The sequence below is a fragment of the Lentzea aerocolonigenes genome, from assembly GCF_000974445.1.
In the GTDB taxonomy this organism is placed as follows: domain Bacteria; phylum Actinomycetota; class Actinomycetes; order Mycobacteriales; family Pseudonocardiaceae; genus Lentzea; species Lentzea aerocolonigenes.
In genome coordinates this window covers 228,970-254,475 of record NZ_BBOJ01000006.1, presented here as the reverse complement: position 1 = coordinate 254,475, position 25,506 = coordinate 228,970, and the positions used below count along the sequence as shown (strand labels likewise).

Annotated in this window: 20 protein-coding genes and 1 pseudogene; 6 read left to right on the top strand and 15 right to left on the bottom strand. The window is 66.9% G+C overall.

What is annotated here, in order from left to right; genetic code table 11:
* Positions 1 to 123: 123 nt before the first annotated feature.
* Complete coding sequence (locus AOM45_RS14030; RefSeq protein WP_030471355.1) at positions 124 to 1,680, top strand: PucR family transcriptional regulator; 1,557 nt, start codon at positions 124 to 126, stop codon at positions 1,678 to 1,680.
* Between the two features lie 486 nt (positions 1,681 to 2,166).
* Here AOM45_RS14030 and AOM45_RS49520 read toward each other — a convergent pair.
* Positions 2,167 to 2,483 (bottom strand): annotated as a pseudogene (locus AOM45_RS49520) (lysine 2,3-aminomutase); the annotation flags it as partial.
* A gap of 39 nt (positions 2,484 to 2,522) precedes the next feature.
* Here AOM45_RS49520 and AOM45_RS14025 point away from each other — a divergent pair.
* Positions 2,523 to 2,759: a hypothetical protein gene (locus AOM45_RS14025; protein ID WP_030471354.1), complete on the top strand. Its 237-nt coding sequence runs from the start codon at positions 2,523 to 2,525 to the stop codon at positions 2,757 to 2,759.
* 77 nt (positions 2,760 to 2,836) lie between these two features.
* Here AOM45_RS14025 and AOM45_RS14020 read toward each other — a convergent pair whose 3' ends face one another.
* Together AOM45_RS14020 and AOM45_RS14015 are read right to left on the bottom strand one after the other, a co-directional pair.
* Positions 2,837 to 4,384, bottom strand: a complete 1,548-nt coding sequence (locus tag AOM45_RS14020) for a S8 family serine peptidase (RefSeq protein WP_059362439.1) — start codon at positions 4,382 to 4,384, stop codon at positions 2,837 to 2,839.
* 340 nt (positions 4,385 to 4,724) lie between these two features.
* The gene (locus tag AOM45_RS14015; protein WP_156094457.1) at positions 4,725 to 5,297 is read right to left on the bottom strand and encodes a hypothetical protein; all 573 of its coding nucleotides are present in this window, start codon (positions 5,295 to 5,297) and stop codon (positions 4,725 to 4,727) included.
* A 62-nt stretch (positions 5,298 to 5,359) separates the two neighbouring features.
* On the opposite strand from AOM45_RS14015, the gene AOM45_RS50850 reads away from it, so the two are divergent.
* Positions 5,360 to 5,527, top strand: coding sequence for a hypothetical protein (locus AOM45_RS50850; RefSeq protein ID WP_156094458.1), 168 nt, complete (start codon positions 5,360 to 5,362; stop codon positions 5,525 to 5,527).
* A 639-nt stretch (positions 5,528 to 6,166) separates the two neighbouring features.
* Here the strand turns inward: AOM45_RS50850 and AOM45_RS14010 are convergent.
* The 8 genes from AOM45_RS14010 to AOM45_RS13975 all read right to left on the bottom strand — a co-directional run bounded on the left by AOM45_RS14010 (position 6,167) and on the right by AOM45_RS13975 (position 15,788).
* Positions 6,167 to 7,822 carry an alpha-keto acid decarboxylase family protein gene (locus tag AOM45_RS14010; RefSeq protein ID WP_030473880.1) on the bottom strand — a complete coding sequence of 552 codons (1,656 nt, stop codon included), beginning with the start codon at positions 7,820 to 7,822 and terminating at the stop codon, positions 6,167 to 6,169.
* Between the two features lie 18 nt (positions 7,823 to 7,840).
* A complete protein-coding gene (locus AOM45_RS14005) occupies positions 7,841 to 8,638 on the bottom strand; it encodes an MBL fold metallo-hydrolase (protein ID WP_201779960.1) in 798 nt (265 codons plus the stop codon).
* A gap of 88 nt (positions 8,639 to 8,726) precedes the next feature.
* On the bottom strand, positions 8,727 to 9,725 hold the full coding sequence (locus AOM45_RS14000) for a sugar phosphate isomerase/epimerase family protein (RefSeq protein WP_269083644.1): 999 nt from the start codon (positions 9,723 to 9,725) through the stop codon (positions 8,727 to 8,729).
* Positions 9,726 to 9,908: 183 nt separating this feature from the next.
* Positions 9,909 to 10,835, bottom strand: a complete 927-nt coding sequence (gene iolE / locus AOM45_RS13995; protein WP_030473883.1) for a myo-inosose-2 dehydratase — start codon at positions 10,833 to 10,835, stop codon at positions 9,909 to 9,911.
* Positions 10,832 to 11,341: a hypothetical protein gene (locus AOM45_RS13990; RefSeq protein ID WP_030473884.1), complete on the bottom strand. Its 510-nt coding sequence runs from the start codon at positions 11,339 to 11,341 to the stop codon at positions 10,832 to 10,834. Before AOM45_RS13990 ends, iolE begins: the two co-directional genes overlap by 4 nt.
* Positions 11,338 to 12,447 (bottom strand): ferritin-like domain-containing protein, encoded by a 1,110-nt coding sequence (locus AOM45_RS13985; RefSeq protein ID WP_030473885.1) that lies wholly within the window; start codon positions 12,445 to 12,447, stop codon positions 11,338 to 11,340. The genes AOM45_RS13990 and AOM45_RS13985 overlap by 4 nt, the downstream gene beginning before the upstream one ends.
* A complete protein-coding gene (locus tag AOM45_RS13980; protein WP_051784801.1) occupies positions 12,444 to 14,357 on the bottom strand; it encodes a GMC oxidoreductase in 1,914 nt (637 codons plus the stop codon). Before AOM45_RS13980 ends, AOM45_RS13985 begins: the two co-directional genes overlap by 4 nt.
* Positions 14,358 to 15,788: a glycoside hydrolase family 15 protein gene (locus AOM45_RS13975; RefSeq protein WP_201779958.1), complete on the bottom strand. Its 1,431-nt coding sequence runs from the start codon at positions 15,786 to 15,788 to the stop codon at positions 14,358 to 14,360.
* A gap of 499 nt (positions 15,789 to 16,287) precedes the next feature.
* On the opposite strand from AOM45_RS13975, the gene shbA reads away from it, so the two are divergent.
* Positions 16,288 to 16,908 (top strand): RNA polymerase sigma factor ShbA, encoded by a 621-nt coding sequence (gene shbA / locus AOM45_RS13970; RefSeq protein WP_081902828.1) that lies wholly within the window; start codon positions 16,288 to 16,290, stop codon positions 16,906 to 16,908.
* Positions 16,909 to 16,929: 21 nt separating this feature from the next.
* Here shbA and AOM45_RS13965 read toward each other — a convergent pair whose 3' ends face one another.
* Together AOM45_RS13965 and AOM45_RS13960 are read right to left on the bottom strand one after the other, a co-directional pair.
* Positions 16,930 to 17,937, bottom strand: coding sequence for an alpha/beta fold hydrolase (locus AOM45_RS13965; RefSeq protein ID WP_051784806.1), 1,008 nt, complete (start codon positions 17,935 to 17,937; stop codon positions 16,930 to 16,932).
* A 209-nt stretch (positions 17,938 to 18,146) separates the two neighbouring features.
* Positions 18,147 to 18,620, bottom strand: a complete 474-nt coding sequence (locus tag AOM45_RS13960) for a cupin domain-containing protein (protein ID WP_030473890.1) — start codon at positions 18,618 to 18,620, stop codon at positions 18,147 to 18,149.
* A 970-nt stretch (positions 18,621 to 19,590) separates the two neighbouring features.
* On the opposite strand from AOM45_RS13960, the gene AOM45_RS13955 reads away from it, so the two are divergent.
* On the top strand, positions 19,591 to 22,716 hold the full coding sequence (locus AOM45_RS13955) for an NAD-glutamate dehydrogenase domain-containing protein (protein WP_051784802.1): 3,126 nt from the start codon (positions 19,591 to 19,593) through the stop codon (positions 22,714 to 22,716).
* 428 nt (positions 22,717 to 23,144) lie between these two features.
* Positions 23,145 to 23,516, top strand: coding sequence for a hypothetical protein (locus tag AOM45_RS13950; RefSeq protein ID WP_156094459.1), 372 nt, complete (start codon positions 23,145 to 23,147; stop codon positions 23,514 to 23,516).
* A gap of 80 nt (positions 23,517 to 23,596) precedes the next feature.
* Here the strand turns inward: AOM45_RS13950 and AOM45_RS13945 are convergent, their stop codons facing one another.
* The gene (locus AOM45_RS13945) at positions 23,597 to 24,802 is read right to left on the bottom strand and encodes a leucine-rich repeat protein (protein WP_030473893.1); all 1,206 of its coding nucleotides are present in this window, start codon (positions 24,800 to 24,802) and stop codon (positions 23,597 to 23,599) included.
* A 245-nt stretch (positions 24,803 to 25,047) separates the two neighbouring features.
* Positions 25,048 to 25,227 carry a hypothetical protein gene (locus tag AOM45_RS13940; protein ID WP_156094461.1) on the bottom strand — a complete coding sequence of 60 codons (180 nt, stop codon included), beginning with the start codon at positions 25,225 to 25,227 and terminating at the stop codon, positions 25,048 to 25,050.
* Positions 25,228 to 25,506: the final 279 nt, after the last annotated feature.

Here is a 25,506-nt window from a genome sequence, read left to right as displayed (position 1 = left end):
TTCCCTTCGGGCTGTTGACTCGCACAGCCTCGGACATGGCGACCCTCGTCAGATAGGTCGAAAGGGCCAGGATCGCCAGCGACATCCGTGCGTTTTGCACAGTGGCTCTCATATGATGGGAAGGTGCAGGCGTATCCGACGTGTGACGAGCTGGTCGGCACCTTGGGCGACTCGATCGTCCGGTTGGTCGCGTCGGACGGGCCGGCGACCTCTTCGGTGCGGCAGGTGGCGATCTACGACCCGAACGAGCCCGTGTCGCCCGGGACGTTGTTGCTCGCCCCGAACGTCACGGAGGCCGACGTGCCCGCGCTGCAGCGGGCCGGCGCCAGGATGGTCGTGTGCCGCGGTCCGATCGCGGACTCGCTGCTCCGCGCCGGCGCTTCAGCTGTGCTGGAACTGGCCGCCGGCATCTCCTGGACGGACTTCGTCGACGACGTGCGCCGGGTCGTCACCGCGTGGTCGGCGACCTCAGCGCCGGCACCTCCGACGGACGACCTGTTCACCACGCTGAACGCCGCGGCGATCCTGGTCGACGCCCCGCTCGTGCTGGAGGACCCGAAACTCGCGGTGCTGGCGTGGTCCGACCGGCAGGACGAGGCCGACGACGAACGCGTGACCGGCATCCTCGGCAGAAGGGCACCGAGCTGGCTCATCTCGACCCTGCGGGAACGCGGCACATTCGCACAACTCGCCGCGTCGGACACGCCATTGTTCCTCGAACCCGCTTCCAGCACCGCCAAGCCGAGAATGGCCACCTCCGTGCGCATCGACGGCCGCCTGTTCGGTTACCTGTGGGCCACCGCCGACGAGCCGTTCGATCCGGATCGCAACCGCGACTTCAGCCAGATCGCCCACGCGATCGCGCGCATCCTGAGCACCGGCGGCGACCCGCTCCCCACCCGCAAGTCCGATCTCCTCGCAGCCCTGCTCCGCGGCGGCGACATCACCGGCCCTGCGGCCGGCCTGGGGATCGCCACGAACAAACTCACGATCATCGCCGCGCGCACTCCGGCGGCGGCCCGAGCCGACGACACCTGGTCCGACCGTCGCAAGGTCCTCGAACCTCTCACCCTGCACCTCGCGATCGGCCACACCCGCGCCACCACGACGTTCGTGGACGGCACGACCTACGCGGTGCTCCCGTGGCAGCCGTCGACGAGCGACGCCGAAGCGCTGGCACGCACGAGGAGGATCGCTGAAGCCTTCCACCGCCGAGCGGTCCAGCACGACGAGATCGTCCTGGCTCTGGGCGGCGTCAGCGACGGCGCCGACGACATCGTTGCGGCCAAAGAAGAAGCCGATCTCGTCCTGCGAACGCTGCTGAAGCACCGCACCGTGCCGTCGATCGCGTCGTTCGCGGACATCCAGGTCGCCTTCGTGCTCTCCGAAGTCGCAGGCTCACTGCGACGCGCCGGCACCCCGCTCGACGGCCCGGTCGACCAGCTCGACCGGCACGACCGCGTGCACCACACCGACCTGCTCCCGACCCTCACGGCCTACCTGGACTCCTTCGGTGACGTCGCCGCAGCCTCCAACCACCTGCACATCCATCCCAACACCTTCCGAAACCGGCTGCGGCGAATCACCGAACTGACGGGATTCGACGCGGCCGACGCGGACGCACGTTTCCTGGCCGAGCTGCAGCTTCGTCTCCGTCACCTGCACATGGGCACGTGGTGACCGCGCTTGCGCAGCAGGCTCGGAGCCCTCCGGACGGGCTTATTTGATCCACATCCGCAATGTCCCGTAGTGCACCTCACATGGGACAGATCCCTTGGGCGGCACACGGACACCCGAACTCACAGAGTCGCGTGGATCTCAACAGCTGGCGAACGGACCTGCTCCTTCTCGGCTGCCAGCAGGGACCGCGAAGTGACACCCGTTCGATCATGCTTGGACAACTCGACACCAGGCCCGCGATGATCGCCGAGTTGCGCGAGTCCCGCACAGCTTGAGCCCGTTGAAATAGCAGTACAGGTCAGACTCCAGTGTGGAGAGGCCCGGAGTTGAAGGTGATGACGTCGGCGAATGCCTGTGGCAGGTCGAACGTGTGGCCGGTGATGTCGGCGTAGGCGGAGTATCGGCACGCCGCTTGACCTGTGCGGACGTAATTTTCGGCACGCACAGCCTTCGGAAGATGTCCCGAAACGGCCCCATCGTGACCTGTCAGGTCTGGTCGGTCCACCACTTCTGGCCGGCCTCGCCGAGGGTGGAGATCGGGTCGTAGTAGGGGTAGCGGCGATCCAGTGCCTCCGGGTCTTTGAGCTCGATCCCGGTGCGGTAGTTCTTCGTCCAGTAGGAAATGCCCAGCTCACGGTCGTATTCGGCGAGCTGGTGCACCACCGCTTGCCCACGGCACGCACAACGTCGCACACGATCCGCGGCGTCGCGTAGCCGGGCAGGTAGCCCATGATCGCGTGCTGCAGCTCCTGCGCCTCCCACACGGACACCCGCCAGTGCTCCGCGTTGGGGATCATGTCGCACGTAGCTGGGCGACACGCCGGCTGTTGCGCAGGCGGTGCATGCGCGTCCTGTGCTTCTGTCACGACGGCAAGGCCAAGCTGATCTACGGCAAGGCGGTGCTCAGCCGGTCGGCCAGCTGGGACCTGCACGCGTTCGAGGCGCGCGAGGGGCCGGTTCCCCAACCACTCGACGAGTCAGCAGATGTTCACCGACGAACAGCTCGAGGCCGAGAAGCCCTGGGTCTGCTGAACATCCCGGAAGCGCTGCCGCGCCAGGTGCGGATCGTGCGCGGTTGAAGGGATTCACCCGCACCGCCAAGTCCGGCACGGGTCTGGTCGGCCTCGCTCACGAGGCTGACCAGGAAAGCCGCGGTTCAGAAGACGAGCTGCCAGGAATCGATGTAGCCGCTGTCGGTAGGTCGGTACACGTCGTGCACCCGCAGACGCCAGATGCCGTTGGCGGCCTCACCGGAGCCGTCGACGGTGTAGGGAGCGGCCAGGTTGGCGGAGTCGTCGGACTCCTTGGCGGTGACCAGCGGGTAGGCGCTGCCGTCCGGCGCAAGCAGCTGGATGGTCAGGTCACCGCGTGCGCTGTGCTTGATGTCCAAGTTCACTCTCAGGTTGACCGTGGCGTTGCCCGTGCGCCCCGCGACGGTGACCGGGCTGGTGACGGTGCCGCTGCCGGGGATGGCCGCGTCGACCGTGGTGAAGAAGATCGACGGGACCGGGGGCGCGACCGCACCGGTGTACAACAAGCGGTTCGGGGATCCGTTCGTGGTGTTGAGGACGACACCGGTGGTGGCCAGGTTCACGAGTCCACTGTGGACCTCGGCGGGGGTGGCGGCGGGGTTGGCGGCGAGGTGCAGGGCTGCGGCGCCGGCGACGTGGGGGGTGGCCATGGAGGTGCCGGACATGGTGCCGGTGGAGGTGTCGGAGGTGCGGGTGGCGGAGGTGATGGCGACGCCGGGGGCGAAGAGGTCGACGCAGGTGCCGTAGTTGGAGAAGGAGGCTTTGGTGTCGGTTTTGTCGACGGCGCCGACGGTGATGGCCTCGGTGACGCGGGCGGGGGAGACGGTGCAGGCGTCCTGGTGCACGCCCTGGGCGTTGCCGTTGCCGGCGGCGACGGCGTAGGTGAGGCCGGAGGCGATGGAGTTGCGCACGGCCTGGTCGATCGCGGAGTTCGCGCCGCCGCCGAGGCTCATGTTGACCACGGCGGGCTTGACGGCGTTCTGGGTGACCCAGTTGATGCCGTTGACGATCTGCTCGCTGGTACCACTGCCCTGACAGCCCAGCACCCGCACCGCCACCAGCTTCACCTGCTTGGCCATGCCGTAGGTGGCGCCGCCGACGGTGCCCGCGACGTGGGTGCCGTGGCCCTGGCAGTCCTGACCGTTGTAGCCGTCACCCACGGCGTCGAACCCGACACGGGCCCGGCCACCGAACTCGGCGTGCGACGTGCGGATGCCGGTGTCGAGGATGTAGGCGGTGACGTTGGCTGCGGTGGTGGCGTAGCCGTACTTGGTGTCCAGCGGCAGAGCGTGCTGGTCCGTGCGGTCAAGGCCCCACGGTGCGCCGGACTGCGTGTCGCTGAGCTTCACCTCCACGACCGGTTCCACGTAGTCCACCAGCGGATCGGCGGCCAGCAGGGCGGCGTTGCGCTCGGTCATCTGCACAGAGAACCCGGCCAATGCGGCCCCCCAGACCTGACGCACCTTGCCACCGTGTGCTCCGGCCAGCTGCGACGCGACGGTCGGCAGCGCCAGCGTGACGTGCGGGGCAAGGACCACGATGAACTGCTCGGGAACGGGCTTTCCGTTCGCCCGCCGTATCGGATCCTCAGCCGAGGCATCGGCCACACCTGTGACCGCAGCCAGCCCAGTCACCGCCACAGTCAGCATCGTTGCCACACGCGCGTTGAACATGTTGGTCTCCCTTGTAAGACAGCAACACGAGGAGGACGCAGAAGGGATTCCCGGTCAAACCGCAGTCACTGGTGCAAGTCGGGTGCAGATCGGGTGCAGTCCCGCAAAACAAGGGGTTCGCTCACGAACGGGTGAACGTTCGAGCGAAAGCAAGACCGGGGCCGCCGGCCGTGGTCTTGCTTTGCGCGGCGGATGTGCCCGCCGAGCCTTGGCGTTGGGACTCGTCACTACGTCCCGATCAGGGGTTACCCATGGCAGCACCCAAGTCCGAGGTGCCGGCTCGGTGCACCGGTATCCCTTGCCCCGCCGCAATTCTGTGGCCAGACAAGGGGTGGTGTCGTTACACCAGCTCTTGAACGGCCCTGAAACGGTCGTCGGTGCGCGCGGATGGCATCCTTGCGGCGTAGTCCTTGGCGCGGTCGAGTGTCGTTCTCGCGGCGTCCAGGGCGCCCGTGCGAGCGCATGACTCCGCAAGCCACGAGAGGGACAGGGCGATCTCGCGCGAATGTCCGTCCGGATACGACGCGACGGCGGCCGGCAACAACGGCTCCGCTCGGCCGGGATCGCCTAGCGCTACGGGCCAGAAGTAGTGCGTCGTCAGGCTCTCCGACGTTCGCAATATGGTAGCTGAGCGAGGAAAACAGTTGCGCGGCAAGGGGATCGTTGCCCGCTTCGTTCGCCACGGACGCGCCCACAGGTACAGCCGTTGAGCGTCCGCATGCTGTCCGGCATCACTGGCAACCCATCCGGCAATCTGCGCCAACTCGCCCGTGACCGTGAGCAATCTCCGCCCGGTCGCGTCGCTGTAGGACGCGTTGCGCACGAGCGTCTGAGATTCGGTCAGTTCCTTCCGGATTGCGGGCAACAAGTCAGCACTGCCCACGACGTCGTCAAGGTGCCGCAGCTCGACCACGCGCGCATCCATCGCGTCCGCCAGAGAGCTACCCACCTGGCGACCGGAACGACGCCAACGGGTTGCGCACGATCACCGACGAGACCGGGATCGTGTGGCAACGCACGGGCACCCTGCGCGAGGTCGTTCACGGGCTGTTGGAGCTGCCCGCGCCCGGCACCCGCAACGCCCCTCAACTCCTGGTGGCACGCGCACCGGGTCTCTGGACGCCCAACGGCGGCGCCGCGTGAGCCATGGGGCCGACGAGTACCAACGGGCGATGGTCATGGCGGTCCTGCTCGTGAACAGCCCCGCCGCCGTGCACCACACGATGATCAAGGTCGCGCTCGGTCCAGCGATCAGCGAAGCCGACGTGTTCACCAGGGTCACGGAGATGTGCGCATGGGTCTCCTCGAACTCGGCGAGACTCAACAGGGTGTCGGCTACACGGTGTCCGACATGGGCCTTACGGCGGCGCTGCGGATGCTACCCGCGCTGGACGGGCCAGACCTCGAGCTCCGCCGCCGTGCACCAAAGGGGGCGTGGCGATCGACACCGCGTTGCGCGTCGCCCGTGAAGGGATCGGCGTCACCGACGACGACAGGTGACCCCCAAGACTCGACCCCCGTACCTCGTTCGCGGGGTACGGGGTCCCTGGTCATTCTGGGCAGTTGCTTCCGCCGGGTACGCGGTCTGCCGGTGCCGGTACGCGCCGGGTACACGGGAGGACCACCAGCGCATGCAGCCGACGGCAACGACGAGAGCAAATTCGCTGCTCACACGGTTGTCGATCAGAGACCCGCAGGTCAGGAGCGGAAGTGCCTTGAAGGGCTCCTTCATCCACCCTCGAGGTGGATGAAGGAGCTCTTCATCTCAGCTCCGTCAGCCAGCTACTGGGTCTTCCAGTCCGCGTTGTCCGGAATCGATTTGCCGGGTACCAGGACCTCGATGATGGACGGGCTGCTCGTGTTCGCCAGAGCGCCCTTCAAAGCATCCTCGAGCTCCCCGTACGTGCCGGCCCTCCATCCCTGGCACCCGAACACCTCTGACAGCTTGCTGTAGTTCCACGGGTGCAGCGTGCAGGACTGGTAGAACGGCTTGTCGGTGTGGAAGACCGTCGAGTCGGCGAGCCACTGCTCGACGCCGTAAACCCCGTTGTTGACGACGAAGATGATGGGGTCGAGCCCGAAGCGGGTCTGTGTCGAGAGGCATTGGGCGGTCATCTGGAAGCCGCCGTCACCAGAGAAGACCATGACCCTCTGGTCGCTCTTCTTCGCCAGGCAGATGCCTGTGGCGGCCGGCGCGATGTACCCGATCGACGAGTAGGAGGATTGAGCGACGAACCCTCCCGGGCTCGGCACGTCGAGCAACAGGCTGCCGAAGTAGTTCATGCTGGGATCGCTGCCGACGATGGTCTTCTCGTCGACGTACCTCTGAATGAAGTCGTAGAACCCCTGGTAGGTGATCTCGTCGACCGGGCTCACGGTTGGTGTGCTGCGGACTGGCTTCTCCGGCACGTGCCGGACCCTGGGTGCGACCAGTTTTGCCAGTATCCCGTCGATCAGGTGCTCCAACGCGACCTGTCCGCCGAAATAGGTGCCGAACTTGACGGCGTCCAGCGACGCGAACGCCGTCTTGTCGAAGTCCGGTTCCCAGCCCAGCGAATTGATGTCGGTCAGCCACACGCCGAGGGCGAGTATGAAGTCGGACGTTCTGGCCAGGTCCGTGACGGCGGTCGACGACGCCTGGCCGTCGAGCACGCCGACGAACAGCGGATGATCCTCGGGGAGGACGGCCTTGCTCATGAGTTCCGTGACGAACGGGACGTTCAGTCGCTGGATCAGGCTCAGGGCCTGCTGCTGCAGTCCGAGCCGATCGATCTCCACGCCTACCCAGATCAAGGGGTTGTCGGCGTTTTCGAGTTCTGCGCAGATCTGGGCGACCGACTGTTCGAGACTGGTCTCGTCGGACAGGATCCTGGCGGGCTGCAGAACGCCCCTCGGCGGCTCGCACTCCAGGTCGATCATGTCCTGGAGCAGTTCCAGGTAGATCGGGCGGCGTTCGCTCATGCACTGGGTCAACGCATAATCGATCAGCATCGGTGCGAGGACGGGGTTGTCGACTCGTGCGGTCGCGACGGTGATGTGCTCGAACGACTGGAGATCCGTTTCGCGTCCGCTGATGAAGTGATGCGAACTGAATCCGGTCTGCTCGAAGGTGAGAGTCTTCTTGATGCTCGGTGTGCCGTTGATCAACACGAGCGGCACCTTCTCGACATAGGCTCCCGCGACGGCGTTCACTGCGCACAACGCGCCTGCGGAGTAGGTGACGCACAGCGCCCCGATGCCCTTCAGGCGCGCATAGCCGTCCGCCGCGTAGCCGGCATTCACCTCGTTGACTTCTTCGACGATCTCGATGTCGCTCGGCGTGACGTACCGGTTCAACCATTCTATCGAATAGTCGCCCGCGATCGAGAACAGATGCTCCAGGCCCAGTTGGCGGAGCCGGTCCACCAGGTACTGCCCTACGGTGTATCCCTTGTGCATGGCTGAACACCTTCGCCGTCAGTAGTCGCTCGCATTGCCGAACAGCCGGGGTAGGTAGATGTCGAATATCCCCGGGCACTTGCGCTCGGGATACCGCTGCAGCAGGAAACTCTTGAAGGCGTCGCCCGTCAGTCCGTCGCCGATTGCCTGGCGCGCGGCCAGAAGGTACTCGATGTTGCGGGCGATCTCGTTCTTGTCGGCCGGCAGGCCGTGGCCGGGGAGGAACAGTTCGTAGTCCTCCAACAGCATTTCCTGCAGAACCTGGATCCAGTGGCCCATGTCCTTGGACAGGTACAGGTGGGTGCCGCTGTAGACCAGGTCCTGGGTGAAATACACGCCCAGTTCGGGCAGCTTGATGGTGAGGTGGAAGTCCGTTTCGGTGTCTGTCACCAGATCGAAGACGTACCTCACCCCGTCGATGGTCTCGTCCCCGGGGCTGACGACCTGTTCGGGGACCACCACTCGGTCGGGAACGAGGTTGCCGAGTTTCCAGTGGTCACTCAGCGAGTCTTCTCCGTGTTCTTTGATGAAGCTCATCGTCTCGGCCAGCGCGTAGGTGCTGACGTCGCTGAACGCGGCGCCCAGACCGAACCAGTGGTCAGGGTGCCGGTGAGAGACGTAGAGCCGGTCGATCGGCTTGCCGAGACCGTCCGCGTAATCCCGGAACGCCCTTGCGTAAGGAACCAGGAACTGTGCGTCGACGAGAACGAGCTTGTTCTTGGTTTCGATGACGTGTGTGGCGTTCGCGATGTTGCTGTACGCGAAGGACGAGACGAACGAGTGAATGCGGACGTCACCCGTCTGTTTCGCGACCACGGCGATTGGATCTGATATTTGGGGTAGCATTCGTGGGCCTTCCCGACGTCATGGCGAGATGCGGCTCGGGTCCAATGAGAACCTCGGCCTAGGTGGCGGCCTGGCGCGATCGATCGGATCGAACTCGGGCGGAAGTGGTGATCCGGTCCTGCAGTTCCTTGAACGCGGCCGCGGCGACGTCGTAGGCGCTGTCGGCGTTGGGTGACGGGTCGTCCTCGCCGGGTCGCCAGAAGCGCCGGCGGGCCATTCGCATGGAGCTGTCGAACGGCGGGATCGCGTTGAACACCTCGACCAGGTACGGGCCGCGGTAGACGGGCTCGATCTCGTTCAGGACGGTGTCCCACGGAATCCAGCTGTCCTGGACGGCACCGCGGTCGGGTGCGGAGATGTGCACGTAGTAGAGCTGGCCCCGCCGTGCGGCTCGGGCGACGTTGGCCTTGAAGACCGATGGTCCCTGGCTTTCCATGACGACCTGCGCGGTGTCGATCGTCACGCCACACCGCGTGCTGCCGAGCTCGTCGAGGAAGTCCAGCACCTCCGAGACCATGTTGGGCGGAGGTGTCTCCCAGCTCTTGACCGGCTCGATGGCGAGCTTCACTTCCTGTGTGTCGGCGTACTCGACCAGGTCCTCGAACACGGAACGCGCCGAGCGATAGCGCGACCTCATCCAGTCCAGGAGGGCATCGCTCCACATCGGCTCATCGGCATCCGTGACCGGGAAGACGCCGTAGGGGTAGAGGAACGGCCCGGACATGATCGAGTCGCCGCCCAGGACGCGGGTGATGTCGACGCGGGACTTGAGGTAGGCGAGAGCCTGGCTGCGCTGTTCCTCATAGGGCGAGGTCGGGTCGAAGGTGCGCGTGGTCCCGACGTTGGTCGTGAACTTCACATCCTTCAGGCCTGCCTTGTCGAAGGCTTTCTTGAGGCCGACATAGCTCTTGATCTCGAGCTTGTGGTCGACGGTCGCGGGCTGGGAGGCGATGTGCAGGTCGAAACCGTCGTAGCCCATGTCGGCGAGTGTTTTCAGATGATTGACCAGAATCTGGGTGTAACGTGAGTCCTGCGGCCTCAAATCGGCTGTGAACATGAAGAAGCTGAAGAACACGTCTCGCTTGAACGTCGCGCTCATTTTGGTGACCTCGCGGTTCTGAGTGGGGTGATTCGGTGTCAATGGACTCGACGCCGCCGCTCCGGACCAACCCGGAGCGGGGCGCTGACCCTCCTACGTCCGAACGAAGCCCAACGAACGGCTGCGATCCGGAGTTCGCTGCTACCAGCCCAGGACGTCGGCCAGGTAGCCGCGGGCCTTCTTGGCGTACTCCAGCGGGATGGCCTTGTTCGGGTCCTGCTCGGCTTCCACCACGAGCCATCCCTGATAGTCGACGTCGGCCAGCACCTCGAGGATCGGCCGGAAGTCGATCGCGCCCTGAGGGTCTCCGGGCACCGTGAAGACGCCGAGTTCGACGGCTTCCTGGAACGACAGGCCTTCGTCGCGCACCTGGTTCACGACCTCGGTCCGGACGTTCTTCAAATGGACGTGGCCGATGCGGTCGGCGTGTGCCTGGGCCAGGTCCAGCGCATCGTCGACATCGCCGGCGAAGGCGATGTGCCCGGTGTCGAGCAGCAGGTGCACAAGAGCCGGATCGGTCGACGCCATCAGCCGGTCGACGTCGGCCATGGTCATGACACCGGTACCCATGTGGTGGTGATAGCTGAGTTTCATCCCGGCCGAGTTGGCGATCTTGCCGAGTTCCTCGAGACCCGAAGTCAGGTCGTCCCACTGGGTTTCGGTGAGAACCGGGCGGTTGGCGAACACGTCGACGGGGAGCAGGTGCGACGACGCTCCGAACTCGGCCACGACCAACTCGGTCCCGCCGAGCGCCCTGATGTGGACCAGCGTCTCCTCGAAGGCGGTGATCGTCTTCTGCCGCATCTTGTTGATCGTGAAGTACGTGCTCGTCCAGGGCTCGGACACGCGCAGACCGCGGAGGTCGAGAGCGGCCTTGAGCTCCGCGGCGTCCGATGGGTACTTGTGCCCGATGCTGCAGCCCTGGAAGCCGGCTAGCGCCATCTCGCTCACGGCCTGACCGAAGGAGATGCCGGCGTCGATGGTGGGGAAGTCGTCGTTCCACCACAGGGTGCAGCAGACCCCGAGCTTCACCTTGTCCGGGCTGAGGCGATCACCTGGTCGTGTCATTTCGCAGCTCTTTTCAGATAGCGGTCCTCGATGCGGGGTGGCTGAGCCCAGGAGCCGTAGCCGGGCGCCTTGGCACCTGGTGGATGAGCCCCGATGGCAGGCCACAGCAGCCCCTCCTGGTAGGAGGCGGCGGTGACGGTCGAGGTAGCGGCTGCGGCACGGGCGCCGTAGCGGTCGGTCCACTCGGGAGGCAGCCCGTACCACATCCCGGCGTACCAGAGCTTGATCACATTGCGGGCCACCGGGCCCAGGGTGTCGTCGCTGAAGATCCGGTGACGCAGGGCCCGGTCGAGCAGGACAGGGTCACGGTCTCCTGCGTCACGGCTGGCGTCGGACCTGGCCAGCCGGTGGGCGGCCAGGAGGTCGGCGAAGATCTCGTCACCGCAGGCGGCCCGCACTTTGGCCAGGTAGTGGTGAGCCAGACCGGTGCCGAGCAGTTCGGTCTCCCGGAAGGCGGTGAGGTCCACCGACAGGTTGAGGAACCGCTCGAACGACCGGGCGGTCACCGCGACACCGCCTGGGCCATCTCGCCGGTCGTGCGGGAAGCGTCCTGATCGGACCCGACCGCGGCGGGGATCTCGAAGGTGGGAGCGGCGTGGAGCCAGTCGCTGCCCGGCAGGGGATTGCGCACCAGCTGGTTGATCCCGTCGCGCAGACGGAACATGTACCAGACGGCGTCCTGCAGAAGAGCCGGCTGTCCGTTGAACGCCTTGGTGAGCAGGCCGAGGAAGGCGCCGTAGTCGGCGTTGAACTGACGGGCGGCGTCGGCGAGCTCTCCCGGCGGGTAGTCGGCCAGCCGAGCACTCACCTTCACCTGGTAGACGTCGTCCCAGGTGACGAAGAGCGGTGGCCCCGAGGGCGCGTCGGGTTCGTCGCCCACCTCGTAGTAGCGGCCGAGCTGCAGCTGCCGGAACCGGTAGTAGTGGGCCAGTTCGCCGTCGTCGTCGTACAGGCCCGAATCGAGGCCCTCGCCCTGATCGGCGATGAAGTGGAGCGCCCGCAGCGCCGAGTCCAGGTCGGTGACGGGGAACAACGCTCCGCCTCCGGAGTAGAAGGACTCGGGTCCCACCTGCCGGGCCGGATCCCCGCAGAAGAGCGCGGGGTCGGAGGCGGCCACCTTCTCGAGCCCTTCGATGATCTCCGCGTAGAACTCGCCGATGCTGTAGAAGCGCATCCCCTCGACCGTCGGGCTGGACACCAGGAGCGGCCTCCCGCTGTCCGCTGTCTGCACCAGCCGTGGGCCGGCACCGGAGGTCGTCCCCGGCCGCTCGATCTTGCAGAACGTCTCCACCGCTTCGGGGGAGAAGGGCCGCAGGTCGACGGTGAAGTCGTCCTCTCCGTCCGGCAGGTAGGCCGGGTAGGAGGGCACGAAGCCGGGGCGGGTCAGGTCGGGCGTCCCGCCGATGGCGTTCAGGACGTTGGCGGCGAGGGTCAGGTGCAGCATCTCCTCCACCGCGACCACCCGGATGATGTGCGCGGCGTCGGAGTTGGTGTTTGAGTGGATGGAGTAGTACGCAGTCAGGTACGGCGGGATGGTCGCGTGCTCGAGTGCCATTGCCGTGTGCAGGTAACTGATCAGGTCGTCGCGGTTGGCGATGGTCGGCGCGGTCACTGGGCGACCTCCTGGGGGATGTCGAGCGAACTGATGTCGATCGGCGCGGTCTCGGAGTCGAGCTGGGTCAGCATTGCCCGGACGCTGCGCAGGCAGAGGGCGGCGACGGTGAGCGTCACGTTCGACGTGCTCACGGTGGGCATGCTGCCCCCGCCGACCAGGTAGAGGTTCTGGTGGTCCCAGCTCCGCTGGTCCGCGTTCACCACCGAGCTGGACGGGTCGCTGCCCATCATGTGCGTGCCGGCGAGATGGTTGCCGCCGCGGATCTCGTACCCCTCGCCGCCGTAGACCGCGTAGCCCCAGAAGTTCGGGTCGTACTGGGTGTGGTCCTCGGCGCCGAGCCGGGCGAAGATCCGTTTCGACAACTGCCGGGCGTACGCCACGCCCCGCATCGTGTAGTCGGGGATGTCGTAGGTGAGGATGGGCCGCATGTTCCCGAGGTGGTCGGTGAAGGCCGGGTCCACGGTGATCCGGTTGCTCGGGTTGGCGGGGACCTCGACCATGAACGCCAGCTGCAGCTGGCGGGACACCCGGTCCACCAGGCCCTGGCGAAGGGACTCGCCGTAGCGGCCACCGGCGTCGACCAGGTCGATCAGGTCGGTCATCGGGGCCCCTCGGGCCCAGCCCCAGCCGTCGTTGTGGATGTCCACGCTGAACGCCGCCTGGCGGCGGCGGAAGCTGCCCCCGCGCAGATCGGTGATACCGCCGGTGCAGTTCGTGCCGCGGAAGGTGCCGGCCACCTCCGGCAGCAGGCCCCACGCCAGCAGATAGGCGTGGTCCATGAAGTTCCGTCCCATCAGGCCGCTCGCGCCGCGCAGGCCCGAGGCCAGCATCAGCCGCGGGTTCTCCACCGCGTTCGCGGCCAGGACGAACAGCCGGCCTCGGGCTTTCACGGTGGTGAAATCGGGACTGTCGGGCCGGTCGTAGCGGCGGTACTCGATCTCGGTGACCCGGCCGGTCTGCTCGTCGATGTGCACCTTGTACGCCACCGCCTGGGCCACCAGGTCGACCCGGCCGCTCTGGAGGGCCACCGCGAGAGTCTTGCCGGCGTGGTACTTGGCCTGCACCGGGCAGATGGGCACGCAGTTGTTGTTGCCCTGGCAGCGTCCGCCGACCTCGACCTGGTACGTGCTCACCGCTCCCCGCGGCACGTAACCGTTCCCGTTGTCGTAGGCGGGGTTCGGTATCCCGTTGCGTCCCTGTGGCCACGGCCGGACCCGCAGCTCCCGCCTCTCCCCGTCGAGCTCGACCGGCATCCCGTCGACGTCCTTGGCGACCATCTGGTCCAGGTACGACAGGGGCAGCCCCTTCATGGGGAACACGTAGCCCTCGTCGAAGCTGATCCCTTGGTAGGCCTGGTCCTCCACGTCGGCGGAGACGCCGATCTCGCGTTCGGCCTCGTTGTAGTACGGGGCGAGGTCCTCGTAGGTGAGCGGCCAGTCGGCCCCCTCGCCGTAGAGTGTGCGCATCTGGAAGTCCTCGGGCAGCATCCGCGGCGTCTTGGCTTCCCAGTGCATGGTGGTGCCGCCGAGAACCCTCGTGTAGGTGGTGTCGGTGGCGAACGGTCCACTTTGGACGATGTAGGCCGAGGAGTCGGGCGCACCGGGGAAGATGCGCCGTGCGTCGGTGCCGCGGGGCATCGGTGCGTTGGCGACGACGGGGTAGGGGGCCTGGTTGTCCTTGCTGGTCGCGGAGTAGAAGCGGTCGAGGTAGCCCTCGTAGCCCCGCAGCGTGAGGTCCTCGGCCGAGCCCGCTTCGAGAATCAGCACTCTCTTGCCGGCTTCACCGAGTCGCGAGGCGATGATGGCGCCGGCGATGCCGCCGCCGACGATGACGGCGTCGTAGAGAACTTCGGCCGCCGCCGCGGGGTCCGTGCGCTTCGCCGCCCCCTCGGGGAATTTGACGTACATCTACAGCGCCTCCGCCCTGGCTCGCATGGCGGACAGGTAGGCGGCGTAGCTCCACGTCAGGTTGTGAACACTGCGCTCGTAACCGCTCCAGCCGTCGAACTGCTCGGAGAGCTCCAGGTTGTCGCTGTGGTAGACGACGGCCCGCACCATGGCGTCACCAGTCGCCACCAAAGCGGCGGCGGCTACCGCAGGGGCCGTCCCCGCGTTGATGCCGGACTGGGCGAAGAAAGGTGCGGACAGGTCGTCGAAGGGCACCTTGCGGGTCGACCTGATCTCGGCGGCCAGCCGGTAGTGCAGCTCGGCGACGTTGCACGTGGAGAGGGCCCACGGGTGGCCGCCGAGCACCGGGTGCGCGGTGTCACCGTCGTAGACGTCGCCGGGGTAGCGGCCGAACAGCGGCCCGATGCCGAACTGTTCCTTGTCCGCCTTGTTGACCGGGTAGAAGGCGATGCCGCCCTCCTCCCACTGCGCGCGCAGTTGGGCCGCCGTGGCGAGCAACTTGGTGTCGGTGACGGGAATGGCGCCGTATACGGCCGACTGGACGATGTCGATGTTCGGGTCGTAACCGCTGACGACCGGGTTCTGCGGCGATGGCTTGGCCCCGTTGCCGGGGTCGGCCATCATGCTCACGTACTTGTTCCCGTCCCAGTGACCCGCGAGGGCCTGGCGCAGCCACTTGATGGCCGGCTGCAGTCCGGCGGGCTTGTCGATGGCCGGAATGGTCGAGGCCTTGATCTCCTCGAAGCAGCGCAACTGGGCGGAGCGGGCGAAGAAGCTGTACCCGCTGTGCTCCTCCCACAGATTCGTGGTGGGTTCCTGGTAGACATCGAGGAGGAAGGCCACGTTCGAGTTCACCAGGTCGGCAGCCCGCTTCTGGGTGCCGGGATCGAGCTGGTCGTAGGCGGCCAGGATGGTGATCGACTGCAGCGCCGGACCGTCGTTCTGCTCGGTCCACGGGCGGGCGTCGCCGGCGATCGTGAAGCAGGCGTGCCCCTTGGTCCACGGCGGCTGGGCGTTGGAGTGGCAGAGGTCGGCGAACGTCACGTAGTCGTTGAGCGTCTGCACCGACCCGCCAGGGCGGGTGGGCATTGCGGCTTTGGCCACTTCCATGGCCGTGATGGCCCCGTCGCGCACCCAGTTGAAGACGTAGTCCTCATCGATGCCGGGGGTGTCGGCGGGGAACGACGGGGCGGCGATGACGCAGCCCGGCTTCGAGTCCCGGGACGTGTCGCCAGGAGACTGCGGATCGCTGAAGACGAAGCCGTCGCTGGCGATGTTCCGGAACATGAAGGTGTACATGACCGGCACGAGCGAAAGCAGATCGACCGCTCCTGGCGCAATGGAGTTCTGGACGCTCGCACGTGCTCGGGAAGTGTCGTCAGGCCTGTTCGTGCGGGCGGGCATGCCGGGCGTGGTGCTGGACTCGACCATTGCTGGGCTCCGTTGTCTTCAGAGTGGATGTGTCGGATCGGCGAGCGGCGAGCGGTGTCGAGCCGCAGGCGGTGAAAATGGATTTCCTTCATGTCGACTGAGGCGGTTTCAGGCCCGCCCGCAACCATCACTCAGACAGCCCGTGAACGCCGAGACCACGGACCGGCAACCACACCATCGGATGGACTACCTGGGCACTTGATGGTGTGGAGACAAACTCGAACGACGTAAAAACGAACCAGGAAATCCATTGGCCGTGCGACCTGGTTCGAAAGTAAAGCGCCTAGGAATTCCTTCGCCGTCGCATTGAGTGGGAGGCGTTGCGTGCGGTGCCGGCGCGCTCACTCGCGGTGAGATTCTCGCAGAATCCGGTGTCACTGAGTATTCGGTCGAGCGCGGAGCGAATACTTTTCGCATTTTGGTCAGATTCGTCTCCGTGCCTCCGCTGTGGAAGGTGGCGGCAATGCCGGCCGCAGAGATCACGTAGGAGGCATCGCCAATGATCATCGACGGGAAAGACGCACCCGCTACCCAGGTCGAGTCGCACGTGCTGATCAAGAGCAGGTCTCGTGACGACGTGAATGCCGAAGTGGCCGCGGCTGCCAACGGGGACCGTCGGGCGATCGAGCGTCTGCTGGCGAGCATCCAGCCACTGGTGGTGCGGTATTGCCGGGCCCGAGTGGGCAGGCGGGAGCGATCTTTCGTGTCGGCGGACGACGTGGCTCAGGAAGTGTGCATCGCGGTGCTCACGGCGTTGCCCAGGCACCGCGACGAGGGACGGCCGTTCCTGGCGCTTGTGTACGGCATCGCGGCGCACAAGGTCGCCGATGCCCATCGGGCCGTGGCAAGGAACCGCTGCGAACCCGTCTCCGAGGCTCCTGAAACCCTCGTGACAGAGGAGGGGCCGGAGCAGCGGGCTTTGCAGGGTGAGGCGCACGAGCGAATGGCTCGGCTGCTGATGGTCCTCTCGGAGAGGCACCGGGAGATCGTCGTGTTGCGGGTGGTCGTGGGGCTGTCGGCGGAGGAGACCGCCAAGACGGTCGGATCGACGCCGGGTGCGGTCCGGGTCGTACAACACCGTGCGTTGGCGCGGCTCCGGAGGACGCTGACCGAAGGGTGAACACGTGAGCTCCGGTCTTGGTCACGAGCCGCTGGGATGGGTGGCTCGGTGCACCGCGTCGAGGATTTCCGGTGCGACTTGCTCGCCCTGTGGCAGGTCGAAGTGGCCGGTGCACAGCATGGTGCGCCAGAGGTTGTGGTCGTGCTCGGCGGCCGCGGTGCCGGCGTGGAAGTCCGACAGCAGCGAGACGAACCGTTCCGGATCGGCCTGGTGGGGAAAGTGACCCGCGCCCGTGAAGATCTCCAGGCGGCTGTGGGGCATGGCCGCGTGTGCCAGATCGGCGTGGTCGGTCGGTACGACCCGGTCCCGATCACCCCACACCAGCAGGGTGGGAGTCCCGAGGAGCAGATAGCTCCGGTCGAGCATGGTGACTGTCTGCCCACGCCAGTCGACTGCGGATCGCAGGGTCCGCAGGAACGCCAGGCGGCTGGTGCTGTCGGCCAGCGAGCGAAACCGCTCCAGAACGTAGTGGAGATCGGCGTCGAGGCCGAGACCGCCGATGCCGCGCATGAGCGGGGTGAGCAGTGAGGTGGCCATCAGGACCGGGGCAGCGGTGGCCAGTGAGATGACCAGGTCGGCGCCGGGCAGGCAGGCCAGCCGGAGCAGCGGGTGCACGTACTTGCCGATGCCGCCGCTGCCGACCAGGACGAGCCGTTCACACCGCTCCGGGAACTGGTAAGCGAACTGGATCGCCACGCCACCGCCGAGCGAGTGTCCGATCACGGTCGCGTGATCGACGTCCAGCACGGTCAGCAGGTCCCGCATTCCACACGCGTACCCGGCAACCGAGTAGTCGGCACTCGGCTTGTCGGAACCTCCGTGGCCGAGCAGGTCCGGGGCGATCACGGTGAAGTGCTCGGCCAGTCTCGGCAGTACGTGCAGCCAGGTGGCCGAACTGTCGCCGATCCCGTGTATGAACAGCAGGACCGGGCCGCTGCCGGCCATCCTGAACGCGCGGCGGTAGCCGTGCACGACGACATGCCGCACGCCGAGTTCGCCCTCGGGCGGGCTGGCTGGCGCGTCGTCCATGCTCTCGTCGGCCTTCGTCAGGTTGGTCACCGCGATGACCGGACGGCTGACCCGCCGTCCCCGTCCAGGCCTTCCATTTTGCAGGCAGACGTGACAATCCGGTCTCTTGGTGTGTCACCCGCTCGGCTGAACATCCCGTGAGGGCGCCTGCGGCCACCCTCCGGCCGGCGACCGCGAGAGGAAGGCCGCCGAATCGAGTCAGCCTCGGGTCAGCTCCTTTCGGGGATCTGCATCTGCATTCCGTACCGCTCGCCGACGGCCGCGAGTCGCTCCAGGTCGGGCGGAGTCTCCGACGGCGGTGGAAGCTCCCGGCTCGCCGCCGGTTCGCCGACCTCGGCGAAGAACCTGTCGATACCGCCGGGCAGGTAGGTCACCAGCACACGGGCGGTGTCCGACACGGGCTCGAACGTCTCCAGCGTGCCCGCGGGGAAGAAGAAATAGGCCCCAGGCCCTGCCTCGACGGTCTCGTCGTTGATGTGCACGCGCACTGTGCCGTCCAGCACCCGGAACGCCTCCGAACCGGGGTGGGTGTGAGGCGGTGGCCCCATCCCCGCCGGAACCGTCATCTCCATGACGGTCATTTCACCGTTGGTGTCGTCACTGCTGACCCTGACCTCGTAAAGGCCGCCGAGCACCCAATAGGCATCGCCCTCATCGTGTTGCCGCACAACGGTCTTGGCCATCGCAAGCTCCCTTCGTCCGCAACGACAGTCGCACCCTCGAGCGTCCTCTCGTCCAGACGTTCCGCCAGGGTCGTTCGTCACCGGCGAGGCCCCAGTTCGGGCACCTCGGTGAGCACGGACGCCGGACCGATGTGGACGTTCCGTGTGGACGTTGCCACGCCGCAAGCGCTTTGGGGCTGGGCGAGGTCCTTCGACTCTTTCAGCGGCCACGGTGTCCGCGCACCCTCGTGACGCATCCTGCAACAGCTCGGCGTCTTGTCCGACGAGGCCGAGTAGGCCGCTCAGCACCACGATGCCGCCCCGGCGGTCCGATGTCGACGTGGCCGAGGACGTACCCGTTCTCCGGGCGATGACTGGCCTGTGACCCAGACAGGTCAGAGGCCAGTGGTGCTCAGCGAGCGCTGCAGTTGATCTGCCGCAGGCTTTCTGCGGCTTCGGCTACAGGGCGCATGCCCCGAGCGCCTCGCCGAACAGCGCACCCCGGGCCTGCTCGATGTGCTCCAACCCGCTGCCGTCGGCGAGGTTCGGCCCCCACCATCAACAGCGCGGCCGACATCGCACCGAGCGTCAGGCTTCTCGTGAAGACGCCGATCCTCCATCTCCACGACCGTCTCATGTGGATTTGTGGAGCACGAGAACGTTACGTCAGAAGGGTCATGGAGCCCTATGGCACGCCCATGGCCGCGTTGCCTTGGCGGTCCCAGATGGACTTTCATCGCAACGTGTCAGCGCGGAGACACTCCGTTGCCACGTAACGGTCTTGTCTGTCGTCCGATTCTCCCTTCACCGGGCTGGACGGGGACCGGCGATACCGCAGCGACCGCAGCCCTGCTCGCGTTGGCTCTCTCGCTTCCGCAGTTCGGGGTGGTGCGGCCCACCGCCTCGGCGGCCACGCCCCAGCCGAACTTCCAAGACCGGTTTCCCTGCGGTCATCGCCAGTCAGCCATAGCCTTGGTGGTGGAGGCGCGACATGGCCATGGCCGACATGCTCAGGGCACTCGGGGCGCCACCGCGCGTCACGTGGAGTGCCGACGGTTCAGGGCTCAGGTGCGTGGTCGGCTGGGGCGGCGGTCGGCCTCCGCTGGCGCACGTGCTGCCCCTGTTCGAGCACCTCGGACTTGCCCTCACCGACCATCAGCCCGGTGAGGCCGAGGACAGCTTCATGTTCGCACCGGTCGAGGACCCAAATCTGGACGAGGTGCTGCCGTTGCTCGCCCAGGCGTTCACCGCGGCCTGGGAACGCGGCGTGGATCGCGACGAGCTCGCCTCGCTCGTGCTCAAGGCGCATCTGGATCCACGGCAGGTTCAGCTCGTGCGCGCGGCCGGTCAGTACCTGCGTCAGGCGGGGGTCGGTGCGAGCGCGTCGTACGTGCGCGGAATCCTCTCGGCGCATCCGCAGTTCGTCCGGCACTGGGTGGAGGTGTTCGAGCAGCGTTTCGCCCCCGGCGCTGCCTCGCTGGTCGACAACAGGCTCGCGAAGTACGCCGATGCCGCCACGACCAGGGACGAGTTCAGGGTGCTGGACTGGTATGCGGGTCTGGTGGACGCGGTCACGCGGACCAGCTACTTCCGGCGCGACGAGACCGGCCGGGCATCGGCGACCATCGTGCTCAAGCTCGACCCGGCGAGGCTGCCCTTCCCCGTCGATCCCGCGGTTCGGGTGGAAACGTTCGTTCACCACCCGGACGTCGAAGGTCTGCACGTGCGGTACGGCCCGGTGGCGAGGGGCGGGCTGCGGTGGTCGGATCGGGCCGAGGACTACCGGGACGAGGTGATCGCGCTCGCCAAGGCGCAGCAGGTCAAGAACTCGCTGATCGTGCCAGCGGGAGCCAAGGGTGCGTTCGTCGTGAAGGCGCCCGTGGCCGACCTGGCGCCTGCTGCGGCAGGAGAGGAGGTGCGTCGCTGCTACCGGCTGTTCGTGCGCGGCCTGCTGGACGTGACCGACACCGTCACCGACGACGGGGTGGTCACTCCACCCGCCGTGGTGGCCCTTGATGGTCCCGACCCGTACCTCGTCGTGGCGGCGGACAAGGGCACGGCGGCCTTCTCCGACCTGGCCAACGCGGAGTCGGCCGAGGCCGGGCACTGGCTCGACGACGCGTTCGCCTCGGGTGGCTCCGCCGGTTTCAACCACAAGCAGCTCGGTGTGACGGCACGAGGCGCCTGGGTGGCCGTGCGCCGGCACTTCACCGAGCTCGACGTCGACCTGGAGCGGGACGACATCACCGCCGTCGGAATCGGCGACATGTCCGGAGACGTCTTCGGCAACGCCATGCTGCTCTCCGACCGGCTTCGCCTCGTCGCCGCGTTCGACCACCGGCACGTCTTCCTGGACCCCGATCCTGATGCGAAGACCTCGTTCACCGAGCGCGCGAGGCTCGCCGCGCTACCGGGATCGTCATGGGCGGACTACGACCCCGTGCTGATCTCCGCCGGCGGGGGTGTGTTCCCGCGGTCGGGCAGAGCTGTCGCAGTGTCACCTCAGGCGCGTGCCACGCTCGGTGTCGACGCGGAGGTGCTGTCAGCCGACGAACTGGTGCGGGCGGTCCTCCAGGCGCCGGTCGACCTGTTGTGGAACGGGGGTGTCGGAACCTACGTGCGGGCCTCGCACGAGTCCGACACCGAGGTGGGGGATCGCGGCAACGACCGGGTGCGGGTACCGGCCGACCGGCTGCGCTGCAGGGTTGTCGGTGAAGGGGGCAACCTGGGACTCACCCAACTCGCGCGCATCGAGTTCTCCGTGGCCGGAGGACGTTTGAACGCCGATTTCATCGACAACGCCGCGGGAGTCAACACCTCCGACCGCGAGGTCAACCTCAAGATCCTCCTGCGTTCGGCGGAGCGGTCAGGGCTCATCGACCGGGTGCAGCGCGACCGGGTCCTCGCAGCCTGTGCCCCTGAAGTCGTTCACGCCGTGCTGGCCGACAGCGAGCGGCTGACACTCGCGATCAGCGTCGAGCACGGGTACGGCCTGGCCGCCCTGGACCGGCACGAGCAGGTGATCCACGACCTCGAGGACCACGGGCTCGTTCGTGCCCGCGAGCACCTGCCTGACGCCGAGGAGATCGAGCGGCGGCGAGCAGCTGGTCGCGGGCTCGTCCGGCCGGAGATCGCGGTGATTCTCGCGCATGCCAAGAACCTCGTGCACGAAATCCTGCTGAAGTGCGACATCCCTGACGATGCCGGCATGGCGGGCGTCCTGGCCGGTTACTTCCCGGAGTCCCTGCGCGAGGAGTACGCCGAGCAGATCTCGTCCCATCAGCTGGGGCGCGAGATCATCGCGACGCGGCTGGCCGACGAGCTCATCAACCGCGTCGGCCCCGGTTTCATCTACCGCGTCGAGGACCGCACCGGCGCCCCCACCGATCAGGTGATCAGATCGGTGCTGATCGTCAAGGACCTCCTCGGCCTGGACGCGCTGTGGGACGGGCTGGCGCCGTGTCCGGTCGTCCCGACGATCCCACTCCGGCACTCGCTCGCGCGGACCTTGGAGTACAACGTGGCATGGCTGGTCCGGCGGAAGAGCAGGCTGGGGGCGATCGACGCCGAGGCGGCGGCGTTCCGCCCTGCCGTCGCCCGCCTCCACGCGGCAATGGCCGAACACCGTCCCGACGAGGACGGCACGCCACTCGGCCGGAGCACCCGCGATCTCACCGGTCTCGGCCTGTCCGCAGAGCTGCTGGCAGCCTGCCGCGCGGTGTCGCGCATGCAGACGGCTCTCCCCCTGGCCGCAGCGGCCGAGGACAGCGGCTTCGACGTCGTGGATCTCGAGACGACCTGTGCGCACGCGGAGGAGACCCTGGGGCTGTCGTGGCTCTACGACACGATCCCGATCACGTCGGCGGACTCGCACTGGGTCCAGCTGGCCAAGGCCGCTCTCCGTGACGAACTCACCGCGCTCACTGTCGCGATCGCCACGGACGTCCTCAGGACCGGTGGACTGACGGAATGGACGCGAGACAACCACGACGCCCTCGGCCGGGCCCGGTCCTCCTATGCGGGTCTGGCCGGCAGCGCTGACGTCGACGTGGCGATGCTCACCGTGGGGGTGCAGGTTCTCCGGGACCTGTGCCACGCGGTGGGTGCCAGCGAATGACTGTCGCTTGGAGCAGCGGCGCGCCGAGCAGGAGGGACGCGCCGTGCATGCATCTGAAAGGACTGCCTGAACCCGCTCAGCAGAAGACGCTTGTTCGAGTGTTGGCGCGTGCTGAACGTCGCCACGACAGAGCATCAGCGGCATTGCGCTACCACGAGCTTTGTGCCGGGCGAAGGCCCAGAAGGGCTCGGCACACACCGCAGCAACACGTCCACAGCAAGTGGCGGCAGAGAACGATGTGGACGATCCCAAGTGGACCGAAGAGCTCGATCACGGCCCGTTCACCGCGTTTCGAGCCCAGATCGCGCTGGGTACCCGAAGTTACTCCCGCAAGACTTGGGTTCATCACCCGCCGCTACCGGGATGCCGTTATGACACAGTCACAGGAAACAGACAGATGGTTTCCCTTCGAGTGGGGGGAGCCTGTGGTGGTCGAGAAGGTGGCCGCTGCTCGAGGCGGTCACGTCAAGCTGCGCACCGTCCGCTCGGTCTGCGCGGTCATCGGCATCGTGTGCTGGGTGTTCGCCGCCGTCCTGCTGGTGCACGTCTTCCTCGTCGTAGCGGGCGTGAGCACGAGCTACGGGTTCGCCGGCCTCGTGACGAACTGGGCCGGTGCCGTCAACCTCGGGACGAGTGATCTGTTCACAGTGGGCGACGAGGCTCTTGCCCTGCTGATGAATGAGGGCCTGGCGGCACTGCTTTGGCTGGTGATCGGGGCGTTGCTCACGAACTTGATCTCGCGAGTCGTGCTGCCCGTGGATCAGCGGCGAGAGTGGTACCGGCGGGACGCCAGGCAGTGACCAGACGCTGACTCGGAGCGATGGCGGCCGCTGCCGAGGTGGTTGCGGTGACCCCGACGCCACGGCGACAGCCGCTCGGATCAGGGCTTGGGCCGGACCGGGAGCCCGGGGTTGCCGGACGGCTCGAAGTTCGCCCACACCGCGGGATCGCCGGTGTGGTAGATGATCGCGTTCGGGCTTCCGGCGAAGACACCGGCTTCCTGCCTCGGCGGTGTCGAGCCCAGGTGGATCGCGGTCAGGGCCGGATTGTCCCGGACGGCGCCCGGTCCGAGCCGGGTGACGGCCGGTGTGATCACGGTGGTCAGCTTCGGGTTGTTGGTGATGGCGTTGTGCCAGACCGTGGTCAGGCGAGGGGTGTGGACCCAGCGCAGGTTCGCGAAGTTGGTGACCGCGTTCTTGTCCATCTCGGAGAGGGCAGGCAGGCGCAGCCCGACGAGCTTGTGGTTCAGGTCGAAGCAGTTGATGCCCAGGTACTCCAGCTTGGGCAGGTTGACCGACACCAACTCGTGGCTGTCGTTCAACGCGTTGCGCCCGAGCCGTCGCAGAGCGGGCGCGGTGAAGTACCGGAGGCGGGAGGCGTCGTCGAACGCGAAGTCGTCGACCTGGGTCGCGTTCGGCAGGTTCACCTTGACCAGGTACTGGTTGCGGCGGAAGGCGTCGTGGGCGATGGTGCCGGCGCTGGGCAGGTACAGGACGCTGAGCTTCGCGTACGGGGCGTGGCCGAAGGCCATGACGCCTATCGACCGGGCGCCGCGCAGGCTCACCTCGCTGAAGTTGTGGTTGCTGAACGCGCCATCGGGCACTGCGTCCAGGTCGTCGAGTACGAGTTGCCTGACCCAGGTGTCCCACCAGCCGTTGTGCCAGAGGTAGGGGAACTTGCCGCCGCGGGCCTGCTGGCCCGCGCACGGCAGTCCGGAGGCGGGAGTGCACTCCCGTCCACCCTGAATGCTGCGCAGGTTGTAGATGTGCAGTCGGCTGAGGTTGCTCAGGCCGAGGTCGCGATGCACGCCCTGCAGTGCGGCGAGGTCGCCGTCGGAGAGCGCCGTGCCGCCGGTGAGGTACAGCGCTACCCCGGTCGCCTTGGCCAACTCCGGTTTGCGTTCGGCCAGGCGAACTTTCAGGGCGTTGGTGGCGACGTCGTACTGGAACGCGAGGGTCCCCGCGGCCAGTTGGTGGTCACCGGGTTTGCTGGGCTGATAGCTGTAGCCGTCGTTGCGGCGCAGATCAGGGTCGGTGGCGAACACGGGATCCGGTCCGGGATCGTCGGTCGGGTTCTCGGGCAGCACGCCTTCCGAGTACGCCAGGGCTGGATCTCGAACGGATCCCCGCCCCGCACCCTGAGTGGTGGATGTGGCGGAAACCTGCGACGACGTGGCCGGTGCGCTCGAGGCAGGGTTGTCGGAGGCAGCGGTTGCGGTGTTTTCGACGGCTGCCGGTGGCTCAGCGGAGTTTCCGCCGGAAACGAGGACGATCGCGCCGGCGCCTGAGACGGCGAGGACGATTCCGACGGCGGCAAGGATGGTTTTTCGCTTCATGTCGATGTCGGCGTCACTGCTTCGTGGTCGAGGTGGACGGGTGCCGGCTGGGAGCGACCCGGCAGGGCACGATCGTGATCGTGAAGTGGTGTGAACGCTAACATCGAGACGTTGCCGTCAACAAGGTCGACTTCGACGACGATCACCGAGTTCTTCTCCTGCAGGACTTTCAGCACCAGGGCGGAACCCGGCGACCTCAGGAGCCGTGTCCACCTGGTCGGTTCACCCGGTTCCCGGCCGAGGTGCGCCGGGCGCACCCCGAAATGTCGGAGCCTGCCCAGTGTGATCATTCGGTCTGTCTCAGCGGTCCTGGTTCACCCGGTCCCCGTGTGAGGTCGACTCTGAGTGTGTTTCGCCCGTCTCCGCTACCCGAAAGCGATCTGCGCGACCGAGGCTTTCGCCATTCCAGATGGCCGTGGAGTCACAATTGTTTCCACATTTGAGTGATCGTCCTG

What these genes read in the sequence shown, in the direction of transcription:
- AOM45_RS14025 (WP_030471354.1), top strand. Translation starts at nt 2,523, where the DNA reads ATGCGCGTCCTGTGCTTCTGTCACGACGGCAAGGCCAAGCTGATCTAC.
- AOM45_RS13955 (WP_051784802.1), top strand. Translation starts at nt 19,591, where the DNA reads ATGGCCATGGCCGACATGCTCAGGGCACTCGGGGCGCCACCGCGCGTC.
- AOM45_RS14000 (WP_269083644.1), bottom strand. Translation starts at nt 9,725, where the DNA reads ATGTTCACAGCCGATTTGAGGCCGCAGGACTCACGTTACACCCAGATT.
- iolE (WP_030473883.1), bottom strand. Translation starts at nt 10,835, where the DNA reads ATGACACGACCAGGTGATCGCCTCAGCCCGGACAAGGTGAAGCTCGGG.
- shbA (WP_081902828.1), top strand. Translation starts at nt 16,288, where the DNA reads ATGATCATCGACGGGAAAGACGCACCCGCTACCCAGGTCGAGTCGCAC.
- AOM45_RS13960 (WP_030473890.1), bottom strand. Translation starts at nt 18,620, where the DNA reads ATGGCCAAGACCGTTGTGCGGCAACACGATGAGGGCGATGCCTATTGG.
- AOM45_RS13975 (WP_201779958.1), bottom strand. Translation starts at nt 15,788, where the DNA reads ATGGTCGAGTCCAGCACCACGCCCGGCATGCCCGCCCGCACGAACAGG.
- AOM45_RS14010 (WP_030473880.1), bottom strand. Translation starts at nt 7,822, where the DNA reads ATGCACAAGGGATACACCGTAGGGCAGTACCTGGTGGACCGGCTCCGC.
- AOM45_RS14020 (WP_059362439.1), bottom strand. Translation starts at nt 4,384, where the DNA reads ATGTTCAACGCGCGTGTGGCAACGATGCTGACTGTGGCGGTGACTGGG.
- AOM45_RS13965 (WP_051784806.1), bottom strand. Translation starts at nt 17,937, where the DNA reads ATGGACGACGCGCCAGCCAGCCCGCCCGAGGGCGAACTCGGCGTGCGG.
- AOM45_RS13980 (WP_051784801.1), bottom strand. Translation starts at nt 14,357, where the DNA reads ATGTACGTCAAATTCCCCGAGGGGGCGGCGAAGCGCACGGACCCCGCG.